The following is a 23299-nucleotide window of genomic DNA, read 5'->3' on the forward strand; positions in this document are numbered from 1 at the left end:
GTCCGCGGCAACCTGCTTGCGGCCGGTGTCGACACAGCCCGAGGAGTTCCGCCCCGTGACCGAGCCCCGACTCCCCCTGCACACCGGCAGCCACGACCTGCCGGTGTCGCCTGCCCTGGACGCCTTCATGCGCGCCGCCTGGGCCGACACCCCGCTCCCGGCGGGTGACCACGTCCCGGCCCACGACCTGACACCGGCCCGCCGCGCGCGGGTGGCCGCCCGATTTCCGGGCGAGCGGCTGGTCGTCCCGGCGGGCGCCCTCGCCGTCCGGTCCAACGACACGGACCACCGCTTCAGACCGCACACCGGCTACGCCTGGCTCACCGGTCTCACCGGGGAGGACCAGGCCGGCCACGTGCTGGTCCTGGAGCCCGACGGGGACGCACGCCACGAGGCGGTGCTCTACCTGAGACCCCGGTCGTCGCGCACCGGCGGCGAGTTCTACCGGGACCGCGGGTACGGGGAGTTCTGGGTCGGCCGCAGACCCGGGCTCGCGGAGGCCGCCGGGCTCACCGGCATCCGCTGCGAGCACCTGGACGCGTGGGAGAAGCTGATGACCGGGGCCCAGCCCCCGACCCGGGTCGTCGCGGGCATCGACCCGGCGGTCGACGCCTGGCTGGGTGACGCGCGCCGGTTCCCCGCGCCACGGCCCGCCCCGGCCGGCCTCGACACCGTCCTGAGCGAGCTGAGGCTGGTCAAGGACCCTTGGGAGCAGGGCGAGTTGCAGCGCGCTGTCGATGCGACGACCGCCGGCTTCGAGGACGTCGTACGGTCATTGCCAAAGGCACTGGCCCATCCGCGCGGCGAACGCGTGGTCGAGGGCGTGTTCGGCCTCAGGTCCCGGCTCGACGGCAACGGTCCCGGCTACGCGACCATCGCCGCTGCCGGGGCGCACGCCTGCGTGCTGCGCTGGACCCGCAACGACGGCCCTTTGGAGCGGGGGCAGTTGATGCTGCTGGACGCGGGCGTGGAGACCGATTCGCTCTACACCGCCGACATCACCCGCACCCTCCCGCTGTCCGGCACCTTCACCCCGCTCCAGCGCACCGTGTACGACTTGGTGCTGGCCGCCCAGGACGCGGGCATCGCGGCGCTGCGTCCCGGCGCCCGGTTCCGCGACTTCCACCGGGCCGCGATGCGGGTCATCGCCGACGGCCTGCACGACTGGGGCGTGCTGCCGATGCCGGCCGACGAGGCGCTGGCCCCCGAGAACGGATTCCACCGCCGCTACACCCTGTGCAGCAGCGGCCACATGCTCGGCATGGACCTGCACGACTGCGCGCAGGCACGCGCCGGGGCGTACCTGGACGGGGTCCTGGAGCCGGGGCAGGTACTCACCGTGGAGCCGGGCCTGTACCTCCAGCCGGACGACGAGACCCTCCCCCGGGAGCTCCGGGGGATCGGCATCCGGATCGAGGACGACCTCGTGATCACCGCGGACGGCGCCCGGCTGATGTCGTCCGCGCTGCCCCGGACGCCGGACGGTATCGAGGCCTGGATGGCGGGGCTGCTGGAGAGCTGAGCACGCCGCCACTCCGGAGCTGCTCGGCCGGGGAGGCAGGGGAGGCAGGGGAGAACCACGAGAGGCCGGTCCGGGGCTGAACGGCCCGCATCACCCCGTTGGCTCCGGGGTGATGGCCGGTGTGCGGCGGCCTCAGGCCTTGGCGGCCGGTACGCCCTCGGGCTCCCCGCCGGCCTGCTCCCCGTCCGCCCGCTCCTTGTCCGCGCGCCTGCCGTCGGCCCACAGGGACCTGACATGGGACATGTGGGCGAGCATGCAGGCCTCGGCGCCCGCGGCGTCACCGGCGACCACCAGATCCAGCAGCTGTACGTGCTCCTCGGCCGAGGCGGTCAACTGCCCTGATTCGGCGAGCCGGTTCAGCCCGTAGAGGCGGGAGCGCTTGCGCAGTTCACCGACCTCCTCGACGAGTCGGCGGTTCCCGGCCAGCCCGAGCAGGGCGAGGTGGAAGCGGCGGTCCGCCTCCAGGTAGCCCAAGATGTCGTGACGGCGTGCGGCCTCGACGATCTCCTGCGCGACGGGGCGCAGTTCCTCCAGCTCGCGCGTCAGGCCCATGCGCGCGATCCGGCCGACGGTGGGAACCTCGATCATGGCGCGGAGTTCGGTGAAGTCGTCGAGGTCCTGGTCGGTCAGCTCGGTGATCCGGAAGCCCTTGTTACGGACGGCCTCGACGAGTCCCTCCCGGGCCAGATCGAGCATCGCCTCACGGACGGGCGTCGCGGAGACGCCGAACTCCGAGGCGAGCGCGGGCGCGGAGTAGATCGTCCCCGGCCTCAGCTCCCCGGAGATCAGCGCCGCCCGCAGCGCGTGCGCCACCTGGTCGCGCAGATGTTCCTGCGCCGAGATCACGTTGAGCGACGTGAGGCGGGCCATGTCTGTCCTCCAGCACCGTGCGGAGCACCAGAATACAATGTCACGTTGTCTTGCCACCCGGCCCCGTGGTGCGGGGAGTACGGGGCCGGGGCAGCGGGCGTCCGCGGGGTCACGGATTCACAGCAGGAACCCTTCGGGGAAGGGGTCGGCCGGATCGAGGAAGTACTGCGCGGTTCCGGTGATCCAGGCGCGGCCCGTGACGGTGGGAACCACGGCGGGCAGCGTTCCGACGGTGGTCTCCGCCACCAGCCGGCCGGTGAACGACGTACCGATGAAGGACTCGTTGACGAAGTCGGTGTCCAGGGGGAGTTCGCCCCGCGCGTGGAGCTGGGCCATCCGTGCGGAGGTTCCGGTGCCGCACGGTGACCGGTCGAACCATCCGGGGTGGATGGCCATGGCGTGCCGGGAGTGGGCGGCGTCGGAGCCCGGTGCGATCAACTGGACGTGCTTGAGGCCGTGGATGTCGGGGTCGAGCGGGTGGACCGGGCGGTCGGTGTCGTTGACCGCGTCCATCAGGGCGAGCCCGGCCTCCAGCAGTTCGTCCTTGCGCGAGCGGTCGAAGGGGAGCCCGATGTCGGCCAGTTGCACCATCGCGTAGAAGTTGCCGCCGTAGGCGAGGTCGTAGGGGACGGTGCCGAGGCCGGGCACCTTCGCCGTGAGACCCAGTCCGGCGGAGAAGGCGGGGACGTTGGTGAGCGTCACGGAGGTGGCGGCTCCGTCCTCGACGTGCACGTCGACGGAGACCAGCCCGGCAGGGGTGTCCAGCCGGACCGTGGTGACCGGTTCGGTGACCTCCACCATGCCGGTCTCCACCAGCACGGTGGCCACCCCGATGGTGCCGTGTCCGCACATCGGCAGACAGCCGGAGACCTCCATGAACAGGACCCCGAAGTCGGCGTCGGGGCGGGTCGGCGGCTGGAGTACGGCACCGCTCATGGCGGCGTGGCCGCGCGGCTCGTACATCAGCAGGGTGCGCACCGCGTCGCGGTGCGCCATGAAGTGATTGCGTCGTTCGGCCATGGTGGCGCCGGGGATGGTGCCGATCCCGCCGGTGATGACGCGGGTGGGCATGCCCTCGGTGTGCGAGTCGACGGCGTGGAATATGTGACGCGTGCGCAAGTCTCCCCCTCGGTCGTCCTGCCGGTCCGTTGCGGTGTGCGGTGTGTCGTCCGTGGTGCGCGGTACGCGTTCTTCGCTCGTTCCGCGTGCCGGGGCGCGGTCAGTCCAGCCCCTCGGCGAGCGCCTTCTCGGTGGCGGCGCGCACGGCGGCCACGGACTCGGCGTCCAGCGGCAGCCTCGGCGGCCGGGTGGGGCCGCCGTGCCGTCCGACGATGTCCATCGACGCCTTGATCGCCTGGACGAACTCCGGCTTCGAGTCCCACCGCAGCAGCGGATGGAGCCGCCGGTAGAGCGGCAGGGCCGTCTCCAGGTCCCCGGAGACGGCTGCGCGGTACAGCGCGACGCAGCCGGCGGGCAGCATGTTGGGGCAGCCCGCGATCCAGCCGACGGCACCGGCCAGGGCGAGTTCCAGCAGGACGTCGTCGGCGCCGACCAGCAGATCGAGCCCGGGGGCCTCCTCGGCGATCTCGTAGGCCCTGCGGACGTCCCCGCTGAACTCCTTGACGGCCACGATGGACCCGTCCGCGTGGAGCTGTGCGAGCAGCCTCGGGGTCAGATCGACCTTGGTGTCGTACGGATTGTTGTACGCGACGACCGGCACGCCCGCCGCCGCGACCTCGGCGTAGTGCGCGCGGACCGCGGCGTCCTCGCACGGGTAGCCGTTGGGCGGCAGCAGCAGGACGGATCCGGCGCCCGCCTCCGCGGCCCGGTCGGCCCTGCGGCGCGACTGGGCGCTGTCGTAGGCGGAGACCCCGGGCATGACCCTGGCACCGTCCCCGGCCGCCTCGACCGCGACGCGCACCACCTGGTCGCGCTCCTGGTCCGTGAGGGTCTGGTACTCCCCCAGCGAGCCGTTGGGCACCACCCCGTCGCAGCCGGCGTCCACGAGGTCGCGGACATGGGCCGCGTACGCGTCGAAGTCGATGGACCGGTCCTCGCGCAGGGTGAGCGGGGTGGCGACCATGACGCCTCGCCAGGGACTGTTCCGTGCAGCGGAGTTCGTCGACATCTGGGCTCCTTCAAAGGGTGACATGACATGAACGACGAGAGGGAAGAGGGAGAGGCCCTGGCCCCGGGCGGGGCCCGTGAGACGGGCCCGCCGCGGGGCCTCACTCGTCCTCGGGGCGGGCCGCGCGGGCGAGCACGGAGAGCGGGACGGGGCAGGCGAGCGGTCGGCGGTCGGGGGCTCCGGCCTCCGCGGCGCAGCCTGCCAGCCCCCGGACCGCGAATCCGCACATCCGGCCCTGGCACCAGCCCATCCCGGCCCGGGTGAGGAGTTTGACCGTACGGCTGTCCCCGGCACCGAGGTCGTCGACCGCTGTGCGGATCGCGCCGGCGGTGACCTCCTCGCAGCGGCAGACCTCCGTGTCCGCGGCGAGCCACTCGGTCCAGCCGGGTCCGGGGCGGTGCACGGCGCCCATGAGCTCGGCGAACGCGCGCATCCGCCGCCGGGCCCGCCTCAGCACCGTCATCCGGTGCGCGTCCCGGCCCCGCATCCCCTCCCGTGCGTCCCCGATCAAGGAGAGAGCGGCCAACTCCCCCTCGACCAGAGCGAGGTGAACCCCGCCGATGCCACCGGCCTCCCCCGCGGCCCAGACACCGGGCACGGTGGTGCGGAGGTCGTCGTCGAGCGCCAGGGCGGCCGCCCCGTCCGCACCGCACCGGGTAGCGCACCCCAGTCCGACGGCGAGGTCCAGCTGCGGTACGAGGCCGTGGCCCACGGCCAGGGTGTCGCAGTCGATACGGCGCCCGGTCCCGGGCAGCGGACGCCAGTCGCGGTCCAGGCGGCTGACGGTGACCCCTTCGACCCGGTCGGTGCCGTGCACGGCGGTGACCGCACGGTGCGTCAGCACCCGTACCCGGTGGCGGGCCAGTGCCGCGCCGTGCCGTACCCCCTCCCGGAGCCGGCCGGGATCGGCGGCCAGCACACGGGGAGCACGTCCGTACGCCACGTATCCGGCGGCCTCCACCAGTGCGGGCACCCGGGCGCCCGCCCGCGTCAGGGACACCGCGACGGCCTGCAGCAGCGGCCCGCTGCCCGCGACGACGATGCGCCGCCCCGGCAGCACCAGCCCCGACTTGAGCATGGCCTGCGCCCCGGCCGCGCCCACTACTCCAGGCAGCGTCCAGCCGGGGAAGGGGAGTTGGCGCTCGTGGGAGCCGGTCGCGACGAGCAGCCGGCGGGCGCGCAGCGTGGCGGAGCCTTCGGCGTCGGGGCCGGTGACGGCGTGCAGGGTCCAGTCCGCCCCGGTCCTCTCGACGGCCCACACCTGATGCCCGGCGAGGTGGCGGATCCGCCCCGCCTCGCGGTGCCGGTCGAGGCGGGACCTCAGTGCGGCGAACCGTGCCCAGCCGTGGTGCAGCGTCTCGGGCCGGGTGGCGCCGAGGCCGGGGGCCGGGGCGCGGTAGTACTGGCCGCCGGGTGCGTCCGCCGCGTCGAGCAGGACCACGTCGAGTCCGCCGTCGGCCGCGGTGACCGCCGCTGCCAGTCCGGCCGGTCCGGCGCCCACCACCGCGAGTTCGGTGTGGGGCGGCGTGGCCGCGGAGCCGGGGGGTTCAGTGGAGGAGACCGGCATGTCCGTCCCCTTCCTGGGTCGTGACCGCGTCGCCGGGGCGTGCGGGCAGCAGGCAGGCCCGTCGGCCGGGAATGCCGTTGACGGTGACCAGGCAGTCGAAGCAGGAGCCGATACCGCAGAAGGCACCCCGTGGCCGTCCGTTCACCCTGGTGGTGCGCCAGGTGAGGACGGAGGCCGCCCAGAGGGCTGCCGCGACACTCTGACCGGGCTGGGCACGGACCGGGCGGCCGTCGAAGGTGATCTCGAACCCCGGCCCGGACTCGGCACCGGCCACGCCGGCCGGGGTGCGGGCTGCGGTGCGCTTGCGGATACGTATCACCAGGGCTCCTGTCTCGGTGATCGGGCGGTCGGTCGGCAGCGGGAGGTCACGGGACCCGGGTGGCCGCGGTCGGGCCGGCGGCGGGCCTGTCGGGGGGGTGTACGGGGTCGGGGGACGGCGGTTCACCGCCCGGATCCGGGCGTCACGTCGAACCGGTCGGGCCGGAACGGCTCGGGGTCGAGGGCGGGTTCCTCGCCGCGGATCGCCGCGATGACGAGCGCCGCCGTCGCGGGCGCCAGGCCGATCCCCGCGCCCTCGTGGCCGCAGGCGTGGAAGAGGCCCGGGACCCGGCGGTCGGCTCCGATGGCCGGGAGGTGGTCGGGCAGGTACGGGCGGAACCCGTGGTAGGCGCGGAGCACGCGGGCCGTCCCGAGTACGGGGAAGAGCGCGGCCGCCGCCGCGGCCAGCCGGCTGATGACCGGCACGGACAACGTGCGGTCGAAGCCGACCCGTTCGCGGCTGGCGCCGATCAGGACCGGCCCCGACGGCGTGCCCTCCACGACGGGGGACGTCTGTAGTGCGGCCGACCCGCTGGACACGTCGGCCACGTACTCCGCCGCGTACACCTTGTGCCTGATCAGGCGCGGCAGCGGCTCGGTGACCAGGACGAAGCCGCGCCGGGGCAGTACGGGCAGTTCCACCCCCGCCAGTGCGGCCAGCTCGCCGCCCCGGACGCCCGTGGCGTTGACGACCGCGGGAGCGAGCAGGTCACCGCGGCCGGTCCGTACACCGCGTACCGCTCCGGTCGGCCCGGTCAGCACGGCTGTGACCGCTTCTCCCAGGTGCACGTCGGCCCCGGCATCCCGTGCGGCCCGTATCAAGTGCGCTGCGGCCAGGGCGGGTTGCACCTGTGCGTCCTGCGGATAGAGGACTCCGCCCGCGAGGCCGGGCGCGAGGTGCGGTTCGAGTTCCGGCAGCTCGTGCGGGGCGATCACGGAGGTCCGCACTCCCGCCCCGGCCTGTCCGGCCGCCGTCGCGGTCAGGGTGGCCAGCGACGACGCGCCGGCCGCGACCACCAGGCCCCCCTTGCGCTCGAACTCGATGGCCGGTGGCAGCACTTGGGAGAGTTCGAGCCAGAGGGAAGCGGAGAGCAGCGCGAGGTCCAGCTCCGGACCCGGCGGCTTGTCCGAGACCAGGAGATTCCCCTCGCCGGCCCCGGTGGTGCCACCGGCGACCGGTCCACGGTCCACCACCGCGACCGCGAGTCCGGACCGGGCCGCGTAGTAGGCGCAGGCGGCGCCGACCACTCCGGCCCCGACAACGACGACGTCCAAAGGCTGTCTCGTGAACACGCCAGTAATATGTCACATTGCTCAGGGGGTGCCAAGAGGGCCTCGTCGCCCTCTGCCTGACGTGTCGTCATATGGCTCGCACCCACCTCGCGGCCATCGGCGCGGGCGGTCGGCCGCCGGTGAGGGGTGGATCTCCGCCACTGGGGAATGCAAGCCTCGACCGCGCGCGGGTGCCGACAACGAGGAGCAGCATGCACGACGACAGCACACTGGTGGAGGGCCGGCTGGAGCGGGCCCTCCACCAGTTCATCCGCCCCGCCGAGTACGCGGCGCGGACCCCGCTCACGCTGGCGGTGTGGCATACGCCGGGCGAGCCGGTTCCGGTGGCGGAGGCTCTCGAGGCGCGCTACGAGCCGTTCGCGGCCGGCACGGTGTGGGGCAGCCCGTGGACCACCAGCTGGTTCCGGCTGGACGGGGCGGTGCCGCAGGAGTGGGCCGGCCGCCGGGTCGAGGTGGTGGTCGATCCGGGCTTCTCCGGCCAGGCCCCCGGCTTCCAGGCCGAGGGGATGCTCTACGACACCGAGGGCGTCCCGCTGAAGGGTGTCCACCCGCGCAACCGGCATCTGACCGTCGGCGCACCCGCCGACGGTGGCGAGCGGGTCTCCCTGCTGCTGGAGGCGGCGGCCAACCCGGCGGTGCTGGAACACGGCTTCGAGCCGACGCCGCTCGGGGACGTGCTCACGGCGGGCGACGACCCGCTCTACCGGTTCGCGTCGGCGGACCTCGCCGTGCTGGACGAGGACGTCTGGCACCTCGTACTGGACATCGAGGTGCTGTCCGAGCTGATGCGGGAGCTGCCCGCCGACCGGTCGCGGCGGCACGAGATCCTGCGGGCGCTGGAGCGGATGCTCGACGCGCTCGATCTGCACGACGTGTCCGCCACCGCGGCGGCCGGACGGGCCGAGCTCGCCGAGGTCCTGTCCCGGCCCGCGTCGGCGAGCGCGCACCGGATCTCGGCCACCGGGCACGCGCACATCGACTCGGCATGGCTGTGGCCGCTGCGCGAGACGGTACGGAAGGCCTCCCGCACCTTCGCCAACGTCACCGCGCTCGCCAAGGACTACCCGGAGCTGGTCTTCTCCTGCTCGCAGGCCCAGCAGTACGCCTGGGTCAAGGAGCACCAGCCGCACATCTGGGAGCGGATCGTACGGGCGGTGGCGGACGGGCAGTGGGAGCCCGTCGGTTCGATGTGGGTGGAGTCCGACGCCAATCTGCCCGGCGGCGAGGCGCTGGCCCGGCAGATCGTGCACGGGAAGCGGTTCTTCGAGCAGGAGCTGGGGGTGGAGACCGAGGAGATCTGGCTGCCGGACTCCTTCGGCTGCACCGGCGCGTTCCCCCAGCTGGCGCAACTCGCGCGAATCCGCTGGTTCCTGACACAGAAGCTGTCGTGGAACCAGACCAACAAGATGCCGCACCACACCTTCTGGTGGGAGGGCATCGACGGCACCAGGGTCTTCACGCACTTCCCGCCCGTCGACACCTACAACGCCCACTTCCACGGCCTCGAACTCGCCCACGCCGAGAAGAACTTCACGGACAAGGGCCGGGCCACCCGCTCCCTCATGCCGTTCGGCTGGGGCGACGGCGGCGGCGGCCCGACCCGGGAGATGATGGAGAAGGCCCGCAGGCTCAGCGATCTGGAGGGCTCCCCCCGGGTCGAGATCGAGAAGCCCTCGGCGTTCTTCGCCGCGGCCGAGGAGGAGTACGGGGCGCAGGCGCCGGTCTGGTCGGGTGAGCTGTACCTGGAGCTGCACCGGGCGACGTACACCACTCAGGCCAAGACCAAGCAGGGCAACCGCCGCAGCGAACACCTCTTGCGCGAGGCCGAGTTGTGGGCGACCGCGGCGGCCCTGCGGGCACCCGCGTACGCCTACCCGTACGAGGCGCTGGACCGGATCTGGAAGACGGTCCTGCTCCACCAGTTCCACGACATCCTGCCGGGCTCGTCGATCGCCTGGGTCCACCGCGAGGCCCGTGACACCTATGAGCAGGTGCGCGTGGAGCTGGCGGACCTGGTGGCGGAGGCGGTGACGGCACTCGGTACGGCGCAGGGACTGGTGGCGCTCAACTCCTCCCCGTACCCGCGCGGTCAGGTCGTCGAGCTGGACGCCGCGGCGAGTGCGGTGCTGCCGTCCGGGGCTCATGTGCAGTCGCTGGGCGACGGGCGCACCGCGGTGCTCGCCGAGGTGCCGGGCCTCGGCTCGGCGCTGCTGGACGGTGCGGCGGTCCCGGAGCAGGCGGTCTCGGCCGCTGTCCACGCGGACGACGGGACCGTCCTCGACAACGGGCTGCTGCGCGTCACCGTCGACCGGGACGGGCTGATCACCTCCGTCCTCGACCTGGCGGCGGGCCGCGAGGTCCTGGCCCCCGGCCACTGGGCCAACCTCCTCCAGCTGCACCCGGACCACCCGAACAACTGGGACGCCTGGGACATCGACGCCCACTACCGCCGCTCACGCACCGATCTCACCGACGCCGAGCTGGTCGAGCTGGTGGAGGAGGGGCCGCTGCGGGCGGCCGTGCGGGTGGTGCGCGCGTTCGGCGCGTCCCGGATCGTGCAGGAGATCCGGCTCGCCGCGGGGAGCCGGCAGGTCGACATCGAGACCGAGGTGGACTGGCAGGAGTCGGAGAAGGTCCTCAAGGCGGCGTTCCCGCTCGATGTGCACGCCGAACGGTCCACGGCCGAGATCCAGTTCGGTCACGTCCACCGGCCCACGCACGCCAACACCGGCTGGGACGCGGCCCGTTTCGAGATCTGCGCCCATCGCTGGCTGCGGGTCGCGGAGCCGGGGTACGGCATCGCGCTGCTCAACGACTCGACGTACGGGCACGAGGTGACCCGTACCCCGCACGCGGCGGGCCTCGGTACGACCGTACGGCTGACGCTGCTGCGCGCCCCGCACAGCCCCGACCCGGAGACCGACCTCGGCACGCACCGGTTCCGGTACGCGCTGGCGCCCGGCGTGGAGATCACCGACGCCGTACGGGAGGGGCTGGCCCTCAATCTGCCGCTGCGCGCCGCGGTCGCCCCGGCGGTGCCGTCGGTCGTCTCGACCGGCCATCCGGCGGTGACCGTGGAGTCGGTGAAGCTCGCCGAGGACCGCAGCGGCGATGTCGTCGTCCGGCTCTACGAGTCGGCCGGGGGCCGGGCGGACGCGACGCTGCGGGTCTCGTTCCCCGTCCTCGCGGCGCAGATCACCGACCTGCTGGAACGGCCGCTGCACGCGGCGACGACCGACGCGCACGGCCTCTCCCTGGCGCTGCGGCCGTTCCAGATCCTGACGGTGCGGCTGACCCCGGCGTGAGTGGCGGCCCCGGAGCGGCCGGGGCCTCGCGGGCCCCGGCCGCCGCGGACGTGGTGCCTCAGGGGCGGGGCACGTTACGGAGGTTGGAGCGGGCCATCTGGACCATCCGGCCCACTCCGCCGTCCAGCACGATCTTGCTGGCGGAGAGCGCGAAACCGGTCACCATGTCCGCGCTGATCTTCGGCGGGATGGAGAGCGCGTTGGGGTCGGTGACGACATCGACGAGGGCGGGGCCCTTGTGCCTGAAGGCGTCCTTGAGGGCGCCTTCGAGCTGCTTGGGCTTCTCGACACGTACGCCGTACGCGCCCGAGGCTCGGGCGATGGCCGCGAAGTCCGGGTTCTTGTTGGTCGTCCCGAACGACGGGAGTCCCGCCACCAGCATCTCCAGTTCGACCATGCCCAGCGCGGAGTTGTTGAACAGTACGACCTTCACCGGCAGGTCGTACTGGACGAGGGTCAGGAAGTCCCCCATCAGCATCGTGAATCCGCCGTCCCCGGACATCGAGACGACCTGCCGGTTCCGGTCCGTGAACTGCGCGCCGATGGCCTGCGGCAGCGCGTTGGCCATCGAGCCGTGGGTGAAGGATCCAATGACCCGGCGCTTGCCGTTGGGTGACAGGTAGCGGGCCGCCCAGACATTGCACATGCCCGTGTCGACCGTGAACACCGCGTCCTCGTCGGCGAGTTCGTCCAGCACCGAGGCCACGTACTCCGGGTGGATCGGCACGTGCTTGTCGACCTTGCGGGTGTACGCCTTGATCACGCCCTCCAGGGCGTCGGCGTGCTTCTTCAGCATCCGGTCGAGGAACTTGCGGTCGGTCTTCGCCTTCACCCGCGGGGTCAGGCAGCGCAGCGTCTCGCGGACATCGCCCCAGACCGCCAGATCGAGCTTGGAGCGGCGGCCCAGGTGCTCGGGCCGCACATCGACCTGGACGATCTTCACATCGTTGGGGAGGAAGGCGTTGTACGGGAAGTCCGTACCGAGCAGGATCAGCAGATCGCACTCGTTGGTGGCCTCGTAGGCGGCGCCGTAGCCGAGCAGGCCGCTCATGCCAACGTCGTACGGGTTGTCGTACTGGATCCACTCCTTGCCGCGCAGCGCGTGCCCGACGGGGGACTTCACCCGCTCGGCGAACTCCATCACCTCGGCGTGCGCGCCCGCCGTCCCGCTGCCGCAGAACAGCGTCACCCGTTTGGCCTCGTCGACCATCCGGCAGAGCTTCTCGATCTCCGCGTCGCCCGGCCGCACGGAGGGCCGTGAGGTGACCATGGCGTGCTCGATCGACTTCTCGGGTGCGGCCTGCGAGGCGATGTCGCCCGGCATCGAGACGACGCTGACGCCGCCCCGGCCGATCGCGTGCTGGATGGCCGTCTGGAGCAGCCTCGGCATCTGCTGCGGGTTGGAGATCATCTCGTTGTAGTGGCTGCACTCCTGGAAGAGCAGCTCCGGATGGGTCTCCTGGAAGTACCCGAGGCCGATCTCGCTCGACGGGATGTGCGAGGCGAGCGCGAGCACGGGTGCCATGGAGCGGTGTGCGTCGTAGAGGCCGTTGATGAGGTGGAGGTTGCCGGGTCCGCACGATCCGGCGCAGGCCGCCAGCGTGCCGGTGATCTGTGCCTCCGCACCGGCGGCGAACGCGGCCGTCTCCTCGTGTCTGACCTGGATCCAGTCCATGCCCTGGTGCCGGCGGATGGCGTCGACGACCGGGTTGAGGCTGTCGCCGACGACCCCGTACAGGCGCTTGACGCCCGCGCGGGCGAGGATGTCGACGAACTGCTCCGACACGTTCTGCTTGGCCATGGGTGCGTACTCCCTCTGCCTGTGCTCCGTGCACGTTCGGCTGTCCGGACTCCGCGGCGCGAAACCTCGGCCGGACCGGTTCTCCGGAGTCCATCAACCCACGGCGCGCGCGGTTACGCCTCCCAGACGCCGACCGCCGTCCGGTCGTCGGCGTACCCCTTGACCCTGAGCCGGGTGTCCGCGAGGAACTCCGTGAGGCCGGGTGCCGGGCCGGGTGACCAGCGGCGGGCGAGTTCGTCGGCCAGCGCCGGTTCGTCGCGCAGCGGATCCGCCAGACCGTTGCTGCACAGCAGCAGGGTGTCGCCCGGCCGGGCGACAGAGGCCCGGAACCGGAACGGTTCCGCGGGCGGCGGGACCGGGCTCTCGATGTACGGGGGCGGGGCGGTGGTGATCCCCAGGTCCATGGTCAGCCGCTCGCCGTCGGGCCCGCTCTCGGGGGACGCGGAGCCGAAGCCGACCACGCCCTCCCCGGTGAGTCCGCCGGGGTGCGGAACCTCCGGTTCGAGGTCCTGCCAGCTGCCGTCGCGCAGCCGGAAGAGCCCTCCGCCGCCGACGCCGAAGAAGACCCGGGTGCGGCAGTCGGGGTCGGCGGAGAGCAGGAGGCAGCGCAGACCCGACGTGTATTCGTGGGGTTCGAGCCCGAGTTCGGCGGCGCGGGCGCGGAGCCTGCCGTAGCTGCGGTCGGCGAGCCGGTGCAGACCCGACTTGAGTGCGCCGCGGCGGCCCGCCCGTATGTCCTCGGAGAGCCGGACATGGCTGCGTCCGACGGCCTCGCCGATCCAGCGGCACGCATCGGCGGCGGCCGGGTGCACACCTTCGGCGGTGCGGGCGCCGCCCGCGACGGCGACCAGGACGAGGGCGCTCTCGGCGGCGCCGAAGCGGGCGGTGAGCAGCGCGTCGCGCCGGGGCTCGCCCCGGAACCGTGCGGAGTCGCCGCGCACGGAGGCGGCCCGCAGGGTGTACGTCCCGTAGGTGGCGCCGTCGAGCACGGTGTCGGCGACGAGGGCGTGGATCTCGCGCGGGTCGGTCGCGGGCAGCGCGGTGGGCTCGGCGTCGTACGTGGGCGGCCTGGCACCCACGTAGGACGCGGGGCGCGGTGCTTGCGTCCCGGTCGTGGGGACGGTGGGGTCCGGAGCGGTGGGGTCCGGAGCGGTGGGCGCCGGGGCGGTGGGCGCCGGGGCGGTGGCCGCCGGGGCGGTGGGCGCCGGGACCTCCGCGTCCGGTCGCTCGGTCCCGTCCGGCCGCTCGTTCTCGTTCCGCTCGGCGACCGGCCGCCTGGGCAGCGGCGGGGCGATGCGGGGATCGGCGCGTGCGGGTCCGGGCGCGGCGGGGAGCTCTGGCGCCACGGCTTCGGGCGCCGGGACGGGTATGGGTGCCGGCGCCGTGAAGGTGCGGGGCCCGGGTGGGCCGGCCGGAGGCTCCCAGGGAGCGCGTACGGGCTCCTCGCGCGGCGGCGGTGGCGTCGAGGGCGGTGGCGTCGGCGGCGGAAGGGGCGGGGCCTGGGCTGTCCCGTCGGCCTCCGGCGGCGCGGCCCGCGGCTCGGGCACGGGCGCGGCGGCCTCGTACGCGTCACGGCCGTCGGGCCCCACGGCGTCCGACGCCGAGTCGAAGCGGTCGTCGAGACTGTCGGCCGCCTGGCTCGCCCCGGTGTCCGGGGCGGATTCGTCGTACAGCCTGCGCCACCAGTCGTCCTCGTGGGCGGCGGGCCTCTCCCCCTGCTGACTCATGCCCATATTGTCCACCGCGGGGGCCGTCGCAAAACGGATCATCCCCAAAATGTGGTGGGCGCCCCTCCGCGAAAGAGGTCCGCCGGGCGGCCCCACCCCCCACGGGAAGGACGCCCGGCGGACCGGTCGGGTGATCCGGCGTCAGCGCACGGCGCAGGCGTCGGTCACGGTCCGGACGACGGAGTCGCCCCCGGCGTCCGCCAGTTCGGCCCGTAGGGGGGCCGGCCTGCCGGCCGCCCCCAGTGCCGTACGCGATATCGGACGCATCACTCTCCTCAGGCGGAACCGGCACGGGCAGCACAAAGCACCATGTTCCGGAGGTTGTTGGTGCTGCGGTGGCGCCACATTGGCAGAGGGGCGGGCGGTACGGCGATGATGTGCCGAGGCGGGTTTACGCCGTGGCCGCTTTCCGCCACGGCCGCTCGGCCGAGAAGCACCACATGACACGGAAGCACTGCGTCCGGGAGGGGTCAGGGGATGCTGGGAGCCATAGGTCTCGACGAGAGACAGGAATCGGCCTATCGCGCGCTCGTGGCACTGGGAGCCGCGGAACTCTCCGATCTCGCGCACCGGCTGGCGCTTCCGGAACCGGAGACCGAGCGGGCGCTGCGGCGGCTGGAGCAGCACGGTCTGGCCGCCCAGTCGTCGGCCCGCACGGGGCGGTGGGTGGCGGCGCCGCCGGGGGTCGCGCTGGGTGCGCTGCTGACGCAGCAGCGCCACGAGCTGGAGCAGGCGGAGCTGGCGGCGGTACTGCTGGCCGAGGAGTACCGGGTGGACGCCGCCGAACCCGCCGTCCACGACCTGGTCGAGGTGGTCACCGGTGCGAGCGCGGTGGCGCACCGGTTCCATCAGCTCCAGCTGGGTGCGACGAGCGAGGTGTGCGCCCTGGTCACCGGGAAGCCGATCGCGGTCAGCGGTCTGGACAACGAGTCCGAGGAGCAGGCCGCCACGCGTGGGGTGACGTTCCGGGTGGTGGTCGAGCGCGAGGTGCTCGCGCTGCCGTCGGGGATCCTGGAGCTGTCGGCGGCGCTGAGCCGTGACGAGCGGTGCCGGGTCGTGGACCGGGTGCCGACGAAGCTGGTCGTCGCCGATGCGTCGCTGGCGATGGTTCCGCTGACGGGCCGCGGCGCGGAGCCCGCGGCCCTGGTCGTGCACGCGTCCGGGCTGCTGGAGTCGCTGATGGGGCTCTTCGAGGCGGTGTGGCGCGAGGCGATGCCGCTGCGGCTCGGCGAGAGCGGGCTGCTGCGGGAGGACGCGACCGGGCCCGATCCGACGGATCTGGAGGTTCTTTCGCTGCTGCTGGCCGGGCTGACCGACGCCAGTGTGGCGAAACAGCTGGAACTGGGGCTGCGGACCGTGCAGCGCCGGGTCAAGGGCCTGATGGAGCTGACCGGGGTGTCGACCCGGCTGCAGCTGGGCTGGCACGCCTACGAACGGGGCTGGGTGTCCCGCGAGCCGCGCGCCTGAGGAATCCCCGGCGGTACGCCCTCTGAGCTGCGCCGACGGAGCCCGTTCCGGTATCGGCCTCCGGGTATCGACGACGGGCGGGACCAGCGGGGTTCCGGCACGCTGGTCAGATGAGTGTGTGGCAGCTCGTCGCCGTCGGCCTGGTCATCCTGCTCGGCCTGATCGGCGTGCTGGTGCCCGGTGTGCCGGGTCAGGCGATCGTGTGGGCCGCCGTGCTGTGGTGGGCGCTGGCGGACAACACCCCGGCCGCCTGGGCCGTGCTGATCGGCGCCACGGCCCTCCTGCTGCTGAACCAGGCGCTGAAGCCGCTCCTCGCACCGCGCCGTCCGCGTGAGTCGGGTGTACCGCGCAAAACGCTGATGCTCGGCGGGATCGGTGCGATCGCCGGCTTCTTCGTCGTCCCGGTGGTCGGCGCGATCGCCGGGTACATGGGCGTGATCTACGGGGCGGAGCGGCTGCGGCTGGGCAGCCGGGGGGCGGGGTGGGCCTCGGTCCGCTCGGTGATGCGGGCCACCGGCTACTCCGTGCTGGTCGAACTGTTCGCCTGCCTGCTGGTGGCAGGGGCATGGCTGGGCGTACTGCTCCTGCGCTGACGCGGGGGCGCGCCGTTCCGGCACTCCTCCGGCACATGACTTCACGTAGACGGAGTCCGATCACATGGAGAGAAACACATCGGATCTCTCGCCTCCTATTGACGCTCGGATAGTGCAAGCCTACCTTCCGTGAGGACATAGCTCGGATGAATTGCTGCGCCCGACTGCGTACGAGTCGCCAGGAGATGCCTTGCCCACAGCACCGGACCCCGCCTCCTCCCACCGGACCGATCCCCCCTCGCCCGTGCCCTCCCGCAGAACCGTTCTCGCCACCGGGACCGCGCTCGGCGGCGCCCTCGTGGTGGGCGGGGCGGCCGTCCCCGCCCAGGCGGCCGCCCCGGCAGCGGCCGCGACGGCCCCGGTCGCGGTGCACTCCCCCGCCGACAGCTGGAACACCGTCCTGGACGACGCCGATCTGCACTGGCAGAAGCTGCCGAAGACCTGGTACGAGGGCCCGTACCTGGGCAACGGCCGGCTCGGCTCCGGCATCTACGCGGAGCCCGGCGCCGAGACCACGGCGATCCGGTTCAACGTCCAGCACTCCGAGGTCCAGGACCACCGCCCCGAGTACGGCTCGCTCTTCGGCCTGGCCCGGCTCCCGATCGGCCACTTCACCCTGGAGCCGGCCGGCACCATCACGGGCGTCGACTGGCGGATGCGGCTGCGCACGGCCGAACTCCAGGGCACGGTCACCACCTCCGCCGGCACCCTCACGCTCCGCGCCTTCATCCAGTCCACCGGCGACGTCCTGGCCGTCGAGGTGACCCCGAGCGCGGGCGAGAAGGACTTCCGCTGGGTCTTCCACCCGGCCGAGGCGATCAGCCCCCGGGCCGCCTTCAAGCCGCTGCCCGACGGCTACACCGGAAATCCCCCGGCCGTCGTGGAGCGGCACGGCGGCACCTCCGCGGCCGTGCAGTCGCTGCTCGGCGGCGGACAGCACGTCACCGCCTGGCGCGAGCGGGCGCGCGGCGCCGGCCGCACCCTGTACGCGACCGTCGCGCACTCCCACCCGAGGAACACCGCCCGCGACCGCGCCCTGCGGACCGTCACGGTCGCCTCGGCACTCCCGTACACGCTGCTGGCCGCCCCGCACCGCCTCTGGTGGGACCGCTTCTACCGGAAGAGCTTCCTGTCCCTGCCCGATGCCCGGCTCCAGCGGTTCTACTGGATCCAGCTCTACAAAACGGCGTCGGCCGCGCGCAAGGACGCACCCGTGATGGCCACCTCGGGCCCCTGGCTGGAGCCCACGCCCTGGCCCAACACCTGGTGGAACCTCAACGTCCAGCTGGAGTACTGGCTGATCCACGGCTCCAACCACCTGGAGCTGGACGCCGTCACCCGGGCCCTGAGCGAGTTCCGCGACCAGCTCTCCCGCGAGGTCGCCGCCCCCTACCGGGCGGACTCGGCGGGCATCCCCCGGACCACCGACCCGCAGCTGGTCAACGGCGCGGCCGTCGCCGACGGCGGATACGGGGTCGGCATCCCCGGCCAGGACCCGCCCACGCCCGAGGTCGGCAACCTGACCTGGGCCCTGCACAACGTCTGGCTCTCCTACCGGCACACCATGGACCGGTCGATCCTGCGCGACACGCTGTTCCCGCTGCTGCGCAAGGCCGTCAACTACTACCTGCACTTCCTCGCCCCGGGCGCGGACGGCAAGCTGCACCTCCCGGCGACCTTCTCCCCGGAGTACGGCGTCAACGCCCCCGACTGCAATTACGACCTGATGCTGCTGCGCTGGGGCTGCCGCACCCTGCTCGACTCGGCCCGGGAACTGGGCGTCCGCGACCCGCTGACCGCCCGGTGGGAAGAGGTCCTGGCCCGGCTCGCCCCGTACCCGGTGAACGAGAACGGGTTCATGATCGGCGCCGGGGTGCCGTTCGCGATGTCCCACCGCCACTACTCGCACATGCTCGCGGTCTACCCGCTGTACGAGATCAACGGCTCCACCGAAGCGGAGCGCGCCCTGATCGAGAAGTCCCTCGCCCACTGGGTCGGCTTCGAGGGCGCGCTCCAGGGCTACACCTTCACCGGCGCGGCCTCCATGTCGGCGCTGCTCGGCAAGGGCGAGGACGCGCTGAAGTACCTCGGCCAGCTGATGAGCCGGTTCATCCAGGCCAACACCATGTACAAGGAGTCCGGCCCGGTCATCGAGACCCCGCTGTCGGCGGCCCAGTCGCTGCACGACATGGTCTGCCAGTCCTGGGGCGGCACCATCAGGGTCTTCCCCGCGCTGCCCGCAGCCTGGCGGGAGCTGACCGTCCATGACTTCCGCACGCAGGGCGCCTTCCTGCTCAGCGCGGTACGGGAAGGGGGCCGGACCCGCTGGGTGCGCCTGACGAGCGAGGCGGGCGCGCCCTGCGTCGTGCGGCACGGCATCGAGGGCGCGATCGAGGTCCGCGACCGGCACGGCCGCCCCCTGGGCCACGAGGAACTGGCCGACGGTTCGGTCCGCGTCCTGCTCCGCAAGGGCGACTCGGCCCTGATCACGGCGGCGGGTGACCGCCCGGACCTGACCGTCCGCCCGGTCACCGCGAACGAGCCGGCACCCAGCTGGGGCCTGCCGGCCTGACCGCCGCTAACCGGACGCCCGGCCCGCGACCTCCGCGTGGCGTACGCCGTAGGAACGCCACGGCCGCCACCGGTGCGAGCCGGGCGTCCCGTACGGATCGACATCCGGGTCACCCAGCGCGCGCATCCGGATCAGCGCCGCCGTCGCCGGGCCGATCCCCGGCAGCCGCAGCAGCGCCTGCTCCGCCTCGTCCCGGTCGGCGCCCGCGTCGAGCCGTACGCCCCCGTCGGAGAGCGCCGCCGCCAGCGCGCGCAGCCGCGGGTCGGCCGCCGAGCCTGCCAGCACGCCCGGTTCGGGGAACACATGGGTGAGCCCGCCGCAGGGCACGTCCAGGCGCTTCCCGTACGCCTCCACGAGCTCCTCGGCCGCCGCCGGACCGACCAGGGCCCGCACGGCGAACTCCTCGGGGTCCGCCGCGCCCGGCGAGCGCAGCCCGGGGCGGGCGGCCACCCGTGGAGCGAGCTGCGGATCGGCGGCGAGCAGTTCAGCCACGGCGTACGGATCGGCGTCCAGGTCGAAGAGCCGGCGCAGCCGCTGCACCGCCGTGGTCAGGTCGCGCAGGTCGGTGAGGTGGATCCGGGCCTCCAGCCAGTTCCCGGCGGACCGCTCGTCCACGGCGGCGAGGGCGGTGCCGTACGGAAGGCGCAGGGTGCGCCGGTAGGTGCGGCTGCCGGGCTCGCCGCTGACCTCCTCGACGCGGGCGACCGTCCCGGCGGCGAGCAGGTCGAAGACCTCACGGGCCGCGTACGGTCCCCGGTGCGCGAGCCGGAGCGGGATTCCGGTGGTGCGCGCCTCCTTGACCGCCGCGCCGAGGCCGGTGCCCGCCTCGGTCCGCAGCTCGCTCGGGGTGCGGGCGTAGATCTGCCGGATGGTGTCGTTGAACTGGCGCACGCTCGCGAAGCCGGCGGCGAAGGCGATCTCGGTGACGGGCAGCGCCGTGGTCTGGAGCAGCACCCGTGCGGTGTGCGCGCGCTGGGCGCGCGCCAGGGCGACGGGACCGGCGCCCAGCTCCGCGTTGAGCTGCCGCCGCACCTGCCGTGAGCTGTAGCCGAGCCGCCCGGCGAGACCGGGAACGCCCTCCCGGTCCACCACACCGTCGCCGATCATCCGCATGGCACGGCCGACCACATCGGCCCGGACGTTCCACTCCGCGGAGCCGGGGACGGCGTCCGGGCGGCAGCGCCTGCACGCCCGGAAGCCGTTGCCCTGAGCGGCGGCCGCGGTCGGGTAGAAGCGGACGTTCTTCCGCTTGGGGGTGACGGCGGGGCAGCTCGGCCGGCAGTAGATACCGGTCGTCTCGACGGCGAAGAAGAACTCCCCGTCGAAACGCGCGTCGCGGCTGCTCACCGCCTCGTACCTGGTCTCTTCGTCCATCACACCGTCCAGTGTGCGACATCGCGCACCACCGCACTCGCGGTTTTCGGACGCCGACCAGGACACCCCGGCTACCGGACCCGGCCGCGCTTCGCCTCCATGGCGGCCCGGCCCTCGGCGCCCTTGCGCTTCCAGTCGCGCCGGAGCTCGTTGCGGACCCGGGCATCGGTCTTGGCGACGATGCGCTGGTTCTCGCGGAGCAGCTTGCGGTAGCTGTCCATGCGCCGTTCGGGCAGCGATCCGTCCTTGAGCGCCGCCAGCACCGCGCAGCCCGGCTCGGACTCGTGGGCGCAGTCCTGGAACCGGCATCGCTCTGCCAGCGCCTCGATCTCGGAGAAGACCTGGCCGACGCCGGTCTCCGCGTCCCACAGGCCGACCCCGCGCAGCCCCGGGGTGTCGATCAGGACCCCGCCGGAGGGCAGCACCAGCAGGTTGCGGGTGGTGGTGGTGTGCCGGCCCTTGCCGTCCATGTCACGGGTGGCCTGCACCTCCATCGCGTCATGCCCGAGGAGGGTGTTGGCGAGGGTGGACTTGCCCGCGCCGGAGGCCCCGAGCAGCACACTCGTACCGCCGGAGACGATCGCGGCGAACACGTCGACGCCCTCACCGGTCGCGGAGCTGACGGGCAGCACCTGCACCCCGGGCGCGAGGCGCTCGACGTCCTGGGCGAGGTGGGACAGCGTGGCGGCGTCCGGGACCAGGTCGGCCTTGGTCAGGACGACGATCGTCTCGGCGGCCCCGTCCCCGGCGGACGCCCCGTCACGGAGCAGTGCGTCACCGCCGGTGCTGGACATGGCGAGGGCCAGGAACCGTTCGACCCGCCCCAGGTCGAGTTCCACCGCCAGCGAGACGCAGATGGCGATGTGGTCGACGTTGGTGGCGAGCACCTGGCCCTCGGAGCGCTTGGACGAGGTGGAGCGGACGAATGCCGTGCGCCGGGGCAGCAGCGTACGGACGAACTGCGGATCGCCCTCGGGGTCGACGGCGGCCCAGTCGCCCGTGCAGACGATGCGCATCGGGTCGCGGGGCACGACGAACGCGGTGTCGGCGCGGAGGGTGCCCCGCGGGGTGACGATGTCGCACTGCCCGCGGTCCACCCGCACCACGCGGCCGGGCAGCAGCCCCTGTGCGGCGTACGGGGCGAACTCGGCCGCCCAGCCGTCGTCCCAGCCGTACGCGGCCAGCGGGTGCGACGGCGAGGAGTCCTGCGGAGCGGAGGAGGAGAGGGAGGAAAGAGAGGATGAGGACGGGAAAGACAAGGGAGACCCTTCACAGGGTGGCCCCGGCACTGCGCACGGCGGCGCAGAAGTCTCGAAGAAGGTCAGCCGGCGGCCACGGGGGTGGGAACGATGCACTTCGGCTTGTGGGCAGCGCCCACCGCAACGACAGTCATCAATGTCCTCACCTCCTGATTCACGCACGGTCCTGGAGCAGCGGTCTCGTCCGCCGTCCGTAACGTCGCAAACGATATCCCGGAGCCGCCGGGGAGCGTCAACCGAATTAACGCGGCGCCCGTACCAGTACCCGGGAACGGGCCGTTCCGGGGGCGCGAACCACCGATATCCGCAACTCTCCCTCGATCGGGTGATACGCATGGAGATCGACCGGTCGCAGCCGGTTAGGGTGCCGGACATGACCTCCCCCCAGACAGCCACCGGCACGTTCACCCAGGCCCAGTTGGGCACCCTCACCCTGATCGGCTGGAGCGGCGAACATCCCCACAACGGGCAGGATGTCGCGTTCCTGCTCGTGTACTCGCTCGGCGACGGATCGGACGGCCCGGCGGCCGGCGAGGCCGCCATGCGCGTCGCGCTGGAGCGCAGCGGGCTGCACATCGGCGGCGCCCCGGTGCGCGCCGACGAGACCCCCGGGCTCCCGGTGAAGCTCCTCGTCCAGGCGGGTCAGGCCGTTCTGACACTGCCTCACTTCACCGCCCAGTACCCGGCGCGGCCGGAGTGGCTGGCGGCCGCCGGCGAACAGGGCGAGGTACAGGCGATGTTCGCCACCCGCCCCTGGCCGCAGGGGGCGCCCGGCAATCCGGTGACCGAGGAGACGCTGCGGTCCTTCGCCGGCGACCCGGAGGTCATCGCCACCTCGGCGCACTGCGTGCTGCCGGTACGCAGCCTGGGCTGACCGCCCCGGACACGCAGGATGCCCACCGCCCCCGTGGAGCGGTGGGCATCCTGCGTGCTCAGGTGCCCCGCCGACGCGCGACGGGCGGCCCGGGACTTCCCGGACCGCCCGCGGCACGTGTGTCCGGCGTCAGTTGTTGGCGACACCGTTCCCGGAGAGGACCGGGATGCCGTCCACCAGGTGCGACAGGGGCTCGTCGCCCTTGGCCTGGACGGAGTTGTCGGCGCACTGCTGGTTCTGCGGGTTGGACAGGACCTGGACGTCCTGAACCGCGATCGGGACGAGGCCGATCAGCGAACCGACGTTGGCCTTGACCGGCACGCCGAGGCAGAGGTCGTTCAGCGTGCCCTGGATGAGCTGGGCCTGCGGGCTGCCGTCGCCCCGGGTCACGCTGTTGCCGTACGAGGACTCGGCACCGTTGCCGTTGACCGACGTCGTGCCCTGGTCGTTACCGATCGCCATGGCCGAGGGGGCCACCGCGGCGGACAGGCCGACCATGGACACGGCTACGGCCGCGCCGGCCATCATCTTCTTCATCACACTTCACCTTTCGGAACGTCCCGTTCAGGGACGTACTGATCAACCGCGTACAGCCCAGACAGTTGCGCAGTACCACTCAAATGGGTTCG

The 23299-nt window shown here is 73.0% G+C and carries 18 protein-coding genes; 6 read left to right on the forward strand and 12 right to left on the reverse strand.

Annotated elements, in window-relative coordinates:
• The first annotated feature begins 55 nt into the window (after window positions 1–55).
• Window positions 56–1522, forward strand: a complete 1467-nt coding sequence (locus tag ACIQM0_RS16485) for an aminopeptidase P family protein (RefSeq protein ID WP_401286776.1) — start codon at window positions 56–58, stop codon at window positions 1520–1522.
• Window positions 1523–1654: 132 nt separating this feature from the next.
• Here ACIQM0_RS16485 and ACIQM0_RS16490 read toward each other — a convergent pair whose 3' ends face one another.
• The 6 genes from ACIQM0_RS16490 to ACIQM0_RS16515 all read right to left on the reverse strand — a co-directional run bounded on the left by ACIQM0_RS16490 (window position 1655) and on the right by ACIQM0_RS16515 (window position 7698).
• A complete protein-coding gene (locus ACIQM0_RS16490; protein ID WP_401286779.1) occupies window positions 1655–2392 on the reverse strand; it encodes a GntR family transcriptional regulator in 738 nt (245 codons plus the stop codon).
• Between the two features lie 117 nt (window positions 2393–2509).
• Window positions 2510–3511, reverse strand: a complete 1002-nt coding sequence (locus tag ACIQM0_RS16495; RefSeq protein WP_385346965.1) for a proline racemase family protein — start codon at window positions 3509–3511, stop codon at window positions 2510–2512.
• Window positions 3512–3611: 100 nt separating this feature from the next.
• Window positions 3612–4520 (reverse strand): dihydrodipicolinate synthase family protein, encoded by a 909-nt coding sequence (locus ACIQM0_RS16500; RefSeq protein WP_401286782.1) that lies wholly within the window; start codon window positions 4518–4520, stop codon window positions 3612–3614.
• A gap of 100 nt (window positions 4521–4620) precedes the next feature.
• Window positions 4621–6087: an NAD(P)/FAD-dependent oxidoreductase gene (locus ACIQM0_RS16505; RefSeq protein ID WP_401286785.1), complete on the reverse strand. Its 1467-nt coding sequence runs from the start codon at window positions 6085–6087 to the stop codon at window positions 4621–4623.
• Entirely contained in the window at window positions 6068–6406 is a 339-nt protein-coding gene (locus ACIQM0_RS16510) for a (2Fe-2S)-binding protein (protein WP_363020931.1), read from the reverse strand. Before ACIQM0_RS16510 ends, ACIQM0_RS16505 begins: the two co-directional genes overlap by 20 nt.
• Window positions 6407–6528: 122 nt before the next feature.
• Window positions 6529–7698, reverse strand: coding sequence for an NAD(P)/FAD-dependent oxidoreductase (locus tag ACIQM0_RS16515; RefSeq protein ID WP_401286788.1), 1170 nt, complete (start codon window positions 7696–7698; stop codon window positions 6529–6531).
• A 191-nt stretch (window positions 7699–7889) separates the two neighbouring features.
• Between ACIQM0_RS16515 and ACIQM0_RS16520 the strand changes: the two genes are divergently transcribed.
• Window positions 7890–11003, forward strand: coding sequence for an alpha-mannosidase (locus tag ACIQM0_RS16520; RefSeq protein WP_401286791.1), 3114 nt, complete (start codon window positions 7890–7892; stop codon window positions 11001–11003).
• 58 nt (window positions 11004–11061) lie between these two features.
• Here ACIQM0_RS16520 and ACIQM0_RS16525 read toward each other — a convergent pair whose 3' ends face one another.
• The 3 genes from ACIQM0_RS16525 to ACIQM0_RS16535 form a co-directional block, all read right to left on the reverse strand.
• Window positions 11062–12804: a pyruvate dehydrogenase gene (locus ACIQM0_RS16525; protein WP_401286793.1), complete on the reverse strand. Its 1743-nt coding sequence runs from the start codon at window positions 12802–12804 to the stop codon at window positions 11062–11064.
• A gap of 113 nt (window positions 12805–12917) precedes the next feature.
• On the reverse strand, window positions 12918–14531 hold the full coding sequence (locus ACIQM0_RS16530) for a protein phosphatase 2C domain-containing protein (RefSeq protein ID WP_401286796.1): 1614 nt from the start codon (window positions 14529–14531) through the stop codon (window positions 12918–12920).
• 141 nt (window positions 14532–14672) lie between these two features.
• Window positions 14673–14798, reverse strand: a complete 126-nt coding sequence (locus ACIQM0_RS16535) for a hypothetical protein (protein WP_401286799.1) — start codon at window positions 14796–14798, stop codon at window positions 14673–14675.
• A gap of 210 nt (window positions 14799–15008) precedes the next feature.
• On the opposite strand from ACIQM0_RS16535, the gene ACIQM0_RS16540 reads away from it, so the two are divergent.
• The 3 genes from ACIQM0_RS16540 to ACIQM0_RS16550 all read left to right on the forward strand — a co-directional run bounded on the left by ACIQM0_RS16540 (window position 15009) and on the right by ACIQM0_RS16550 (window position 19163).
• Complete coding sequence (locus tag ACIQM0_RS16540; RefSeq protein ID WP_401286802.1) at window positions 15009–15998, forward strand: helix-turn-helix domain-containing protein; 990 nt, start codon at window positions 15009–15011, stop codon at window positions 15996–15998.
• A gap of 110 nt (window positions 15999–16108) precedes the next feature.
• Complete coding sequence (locus tag ACIQM0_RS16545; protein ID WP_401286805.1) at window positions 16109–16591, forward strand: DUF456 domain-containing protein; 483 nt, start codon at window positions 16109–16111, stop codon at window positions 16589–16591.
• Window positions 16592–16781: 190 nt separating this feature from the next.
• The gene (locus tag ACIQM0_RS16550; RefSeq protein WP_401286807.1) at window positions 16782–19163 is read left to right on the forward strand and encodes a glycosyl hydrolase family 95 catalytic domain-containing protein; all 2382 of its coding nucleotides are present in this window, start codon (window positions 16782–16784) and stop codon (window positions 19161–19163) included.
• A gap of 6 nt (window positions 19164–19169) precedes the next feature.
• Here ACIQM0_RS16550 and ACIQM0_RS16555 read toward each other — a convergent pair whose 3' ends face one another.
• Together ACIQM0_RS16555 and rsgA are read right to left on the reverse strand one after the other, a co-directional pair.
• On the reverse strand, window positions 19170–20537 hold the full coding sequence (locus ACIQM0_RS16555; RefSeq protein ID WP_401287210.1) for a DNA-3-methyladenine glycosylase 2 family protein: 1368 nt from the start codon (window positions 20535–20537) through the stop codon (window positions 19170–19172).
• 71 nt (window positions 20538–20608) lie between these two features.
• On the reverse strand, window positions 20609–21796 hold the full coding sequence (gene rsgA, locus ACIQM0_RS16560) for a ribosome small subunit-dependent GTPase A (protein ID WP_401286810.1): 1188 nt from the start codon (window positions 21794–21796) through the stop codon (window positions 20609–20611).
• Between the two features lie 373 nt (window positions 21797–22169).
• On the opposite strand from rsgA, the gene ACIQM0_RS16565 reads away from it, so the two are divergent.
• Window positions 22170–22670 (forward strand): DUF5949 family protein, encoded by a 501-nt coding sequence (locus ACIQM0_RS16565; RefSeq protein ID WP_401286813.1) that lies wholly within the window; start codon window positions 22170–22172, stop codon window positions 22668–22670.
• A 129-nt stretch (window positions 22671–22799) separates the two neighbouring features.
• On the opposite strand, the gene ACIQM0_RS16570 is transcribed toward ACIQM0_RS16565, so the two are convergent.
• Window positions 22800–23207: a rodlin gene (locus tag ACIQM0_RS16570; RefSeq protein WP_401286816.1), complete on the reverse strand. Its 408-nt coding sequence runs from the start codon at window positions 23205–23207 to the stop codon at window positions 22800–22802.
• Window positions 23208–23299: the final 92 nt, after the last annotated feature.

Source organism: Streptomyces sp. NPDC091387, from assembly GCF_044756945.1.
Taxonomy (GTDB): Bacteria; Actinomycetota; Actinomycetes; order Streptomycetales; family Streptomycetaceae; genus Streptomyces.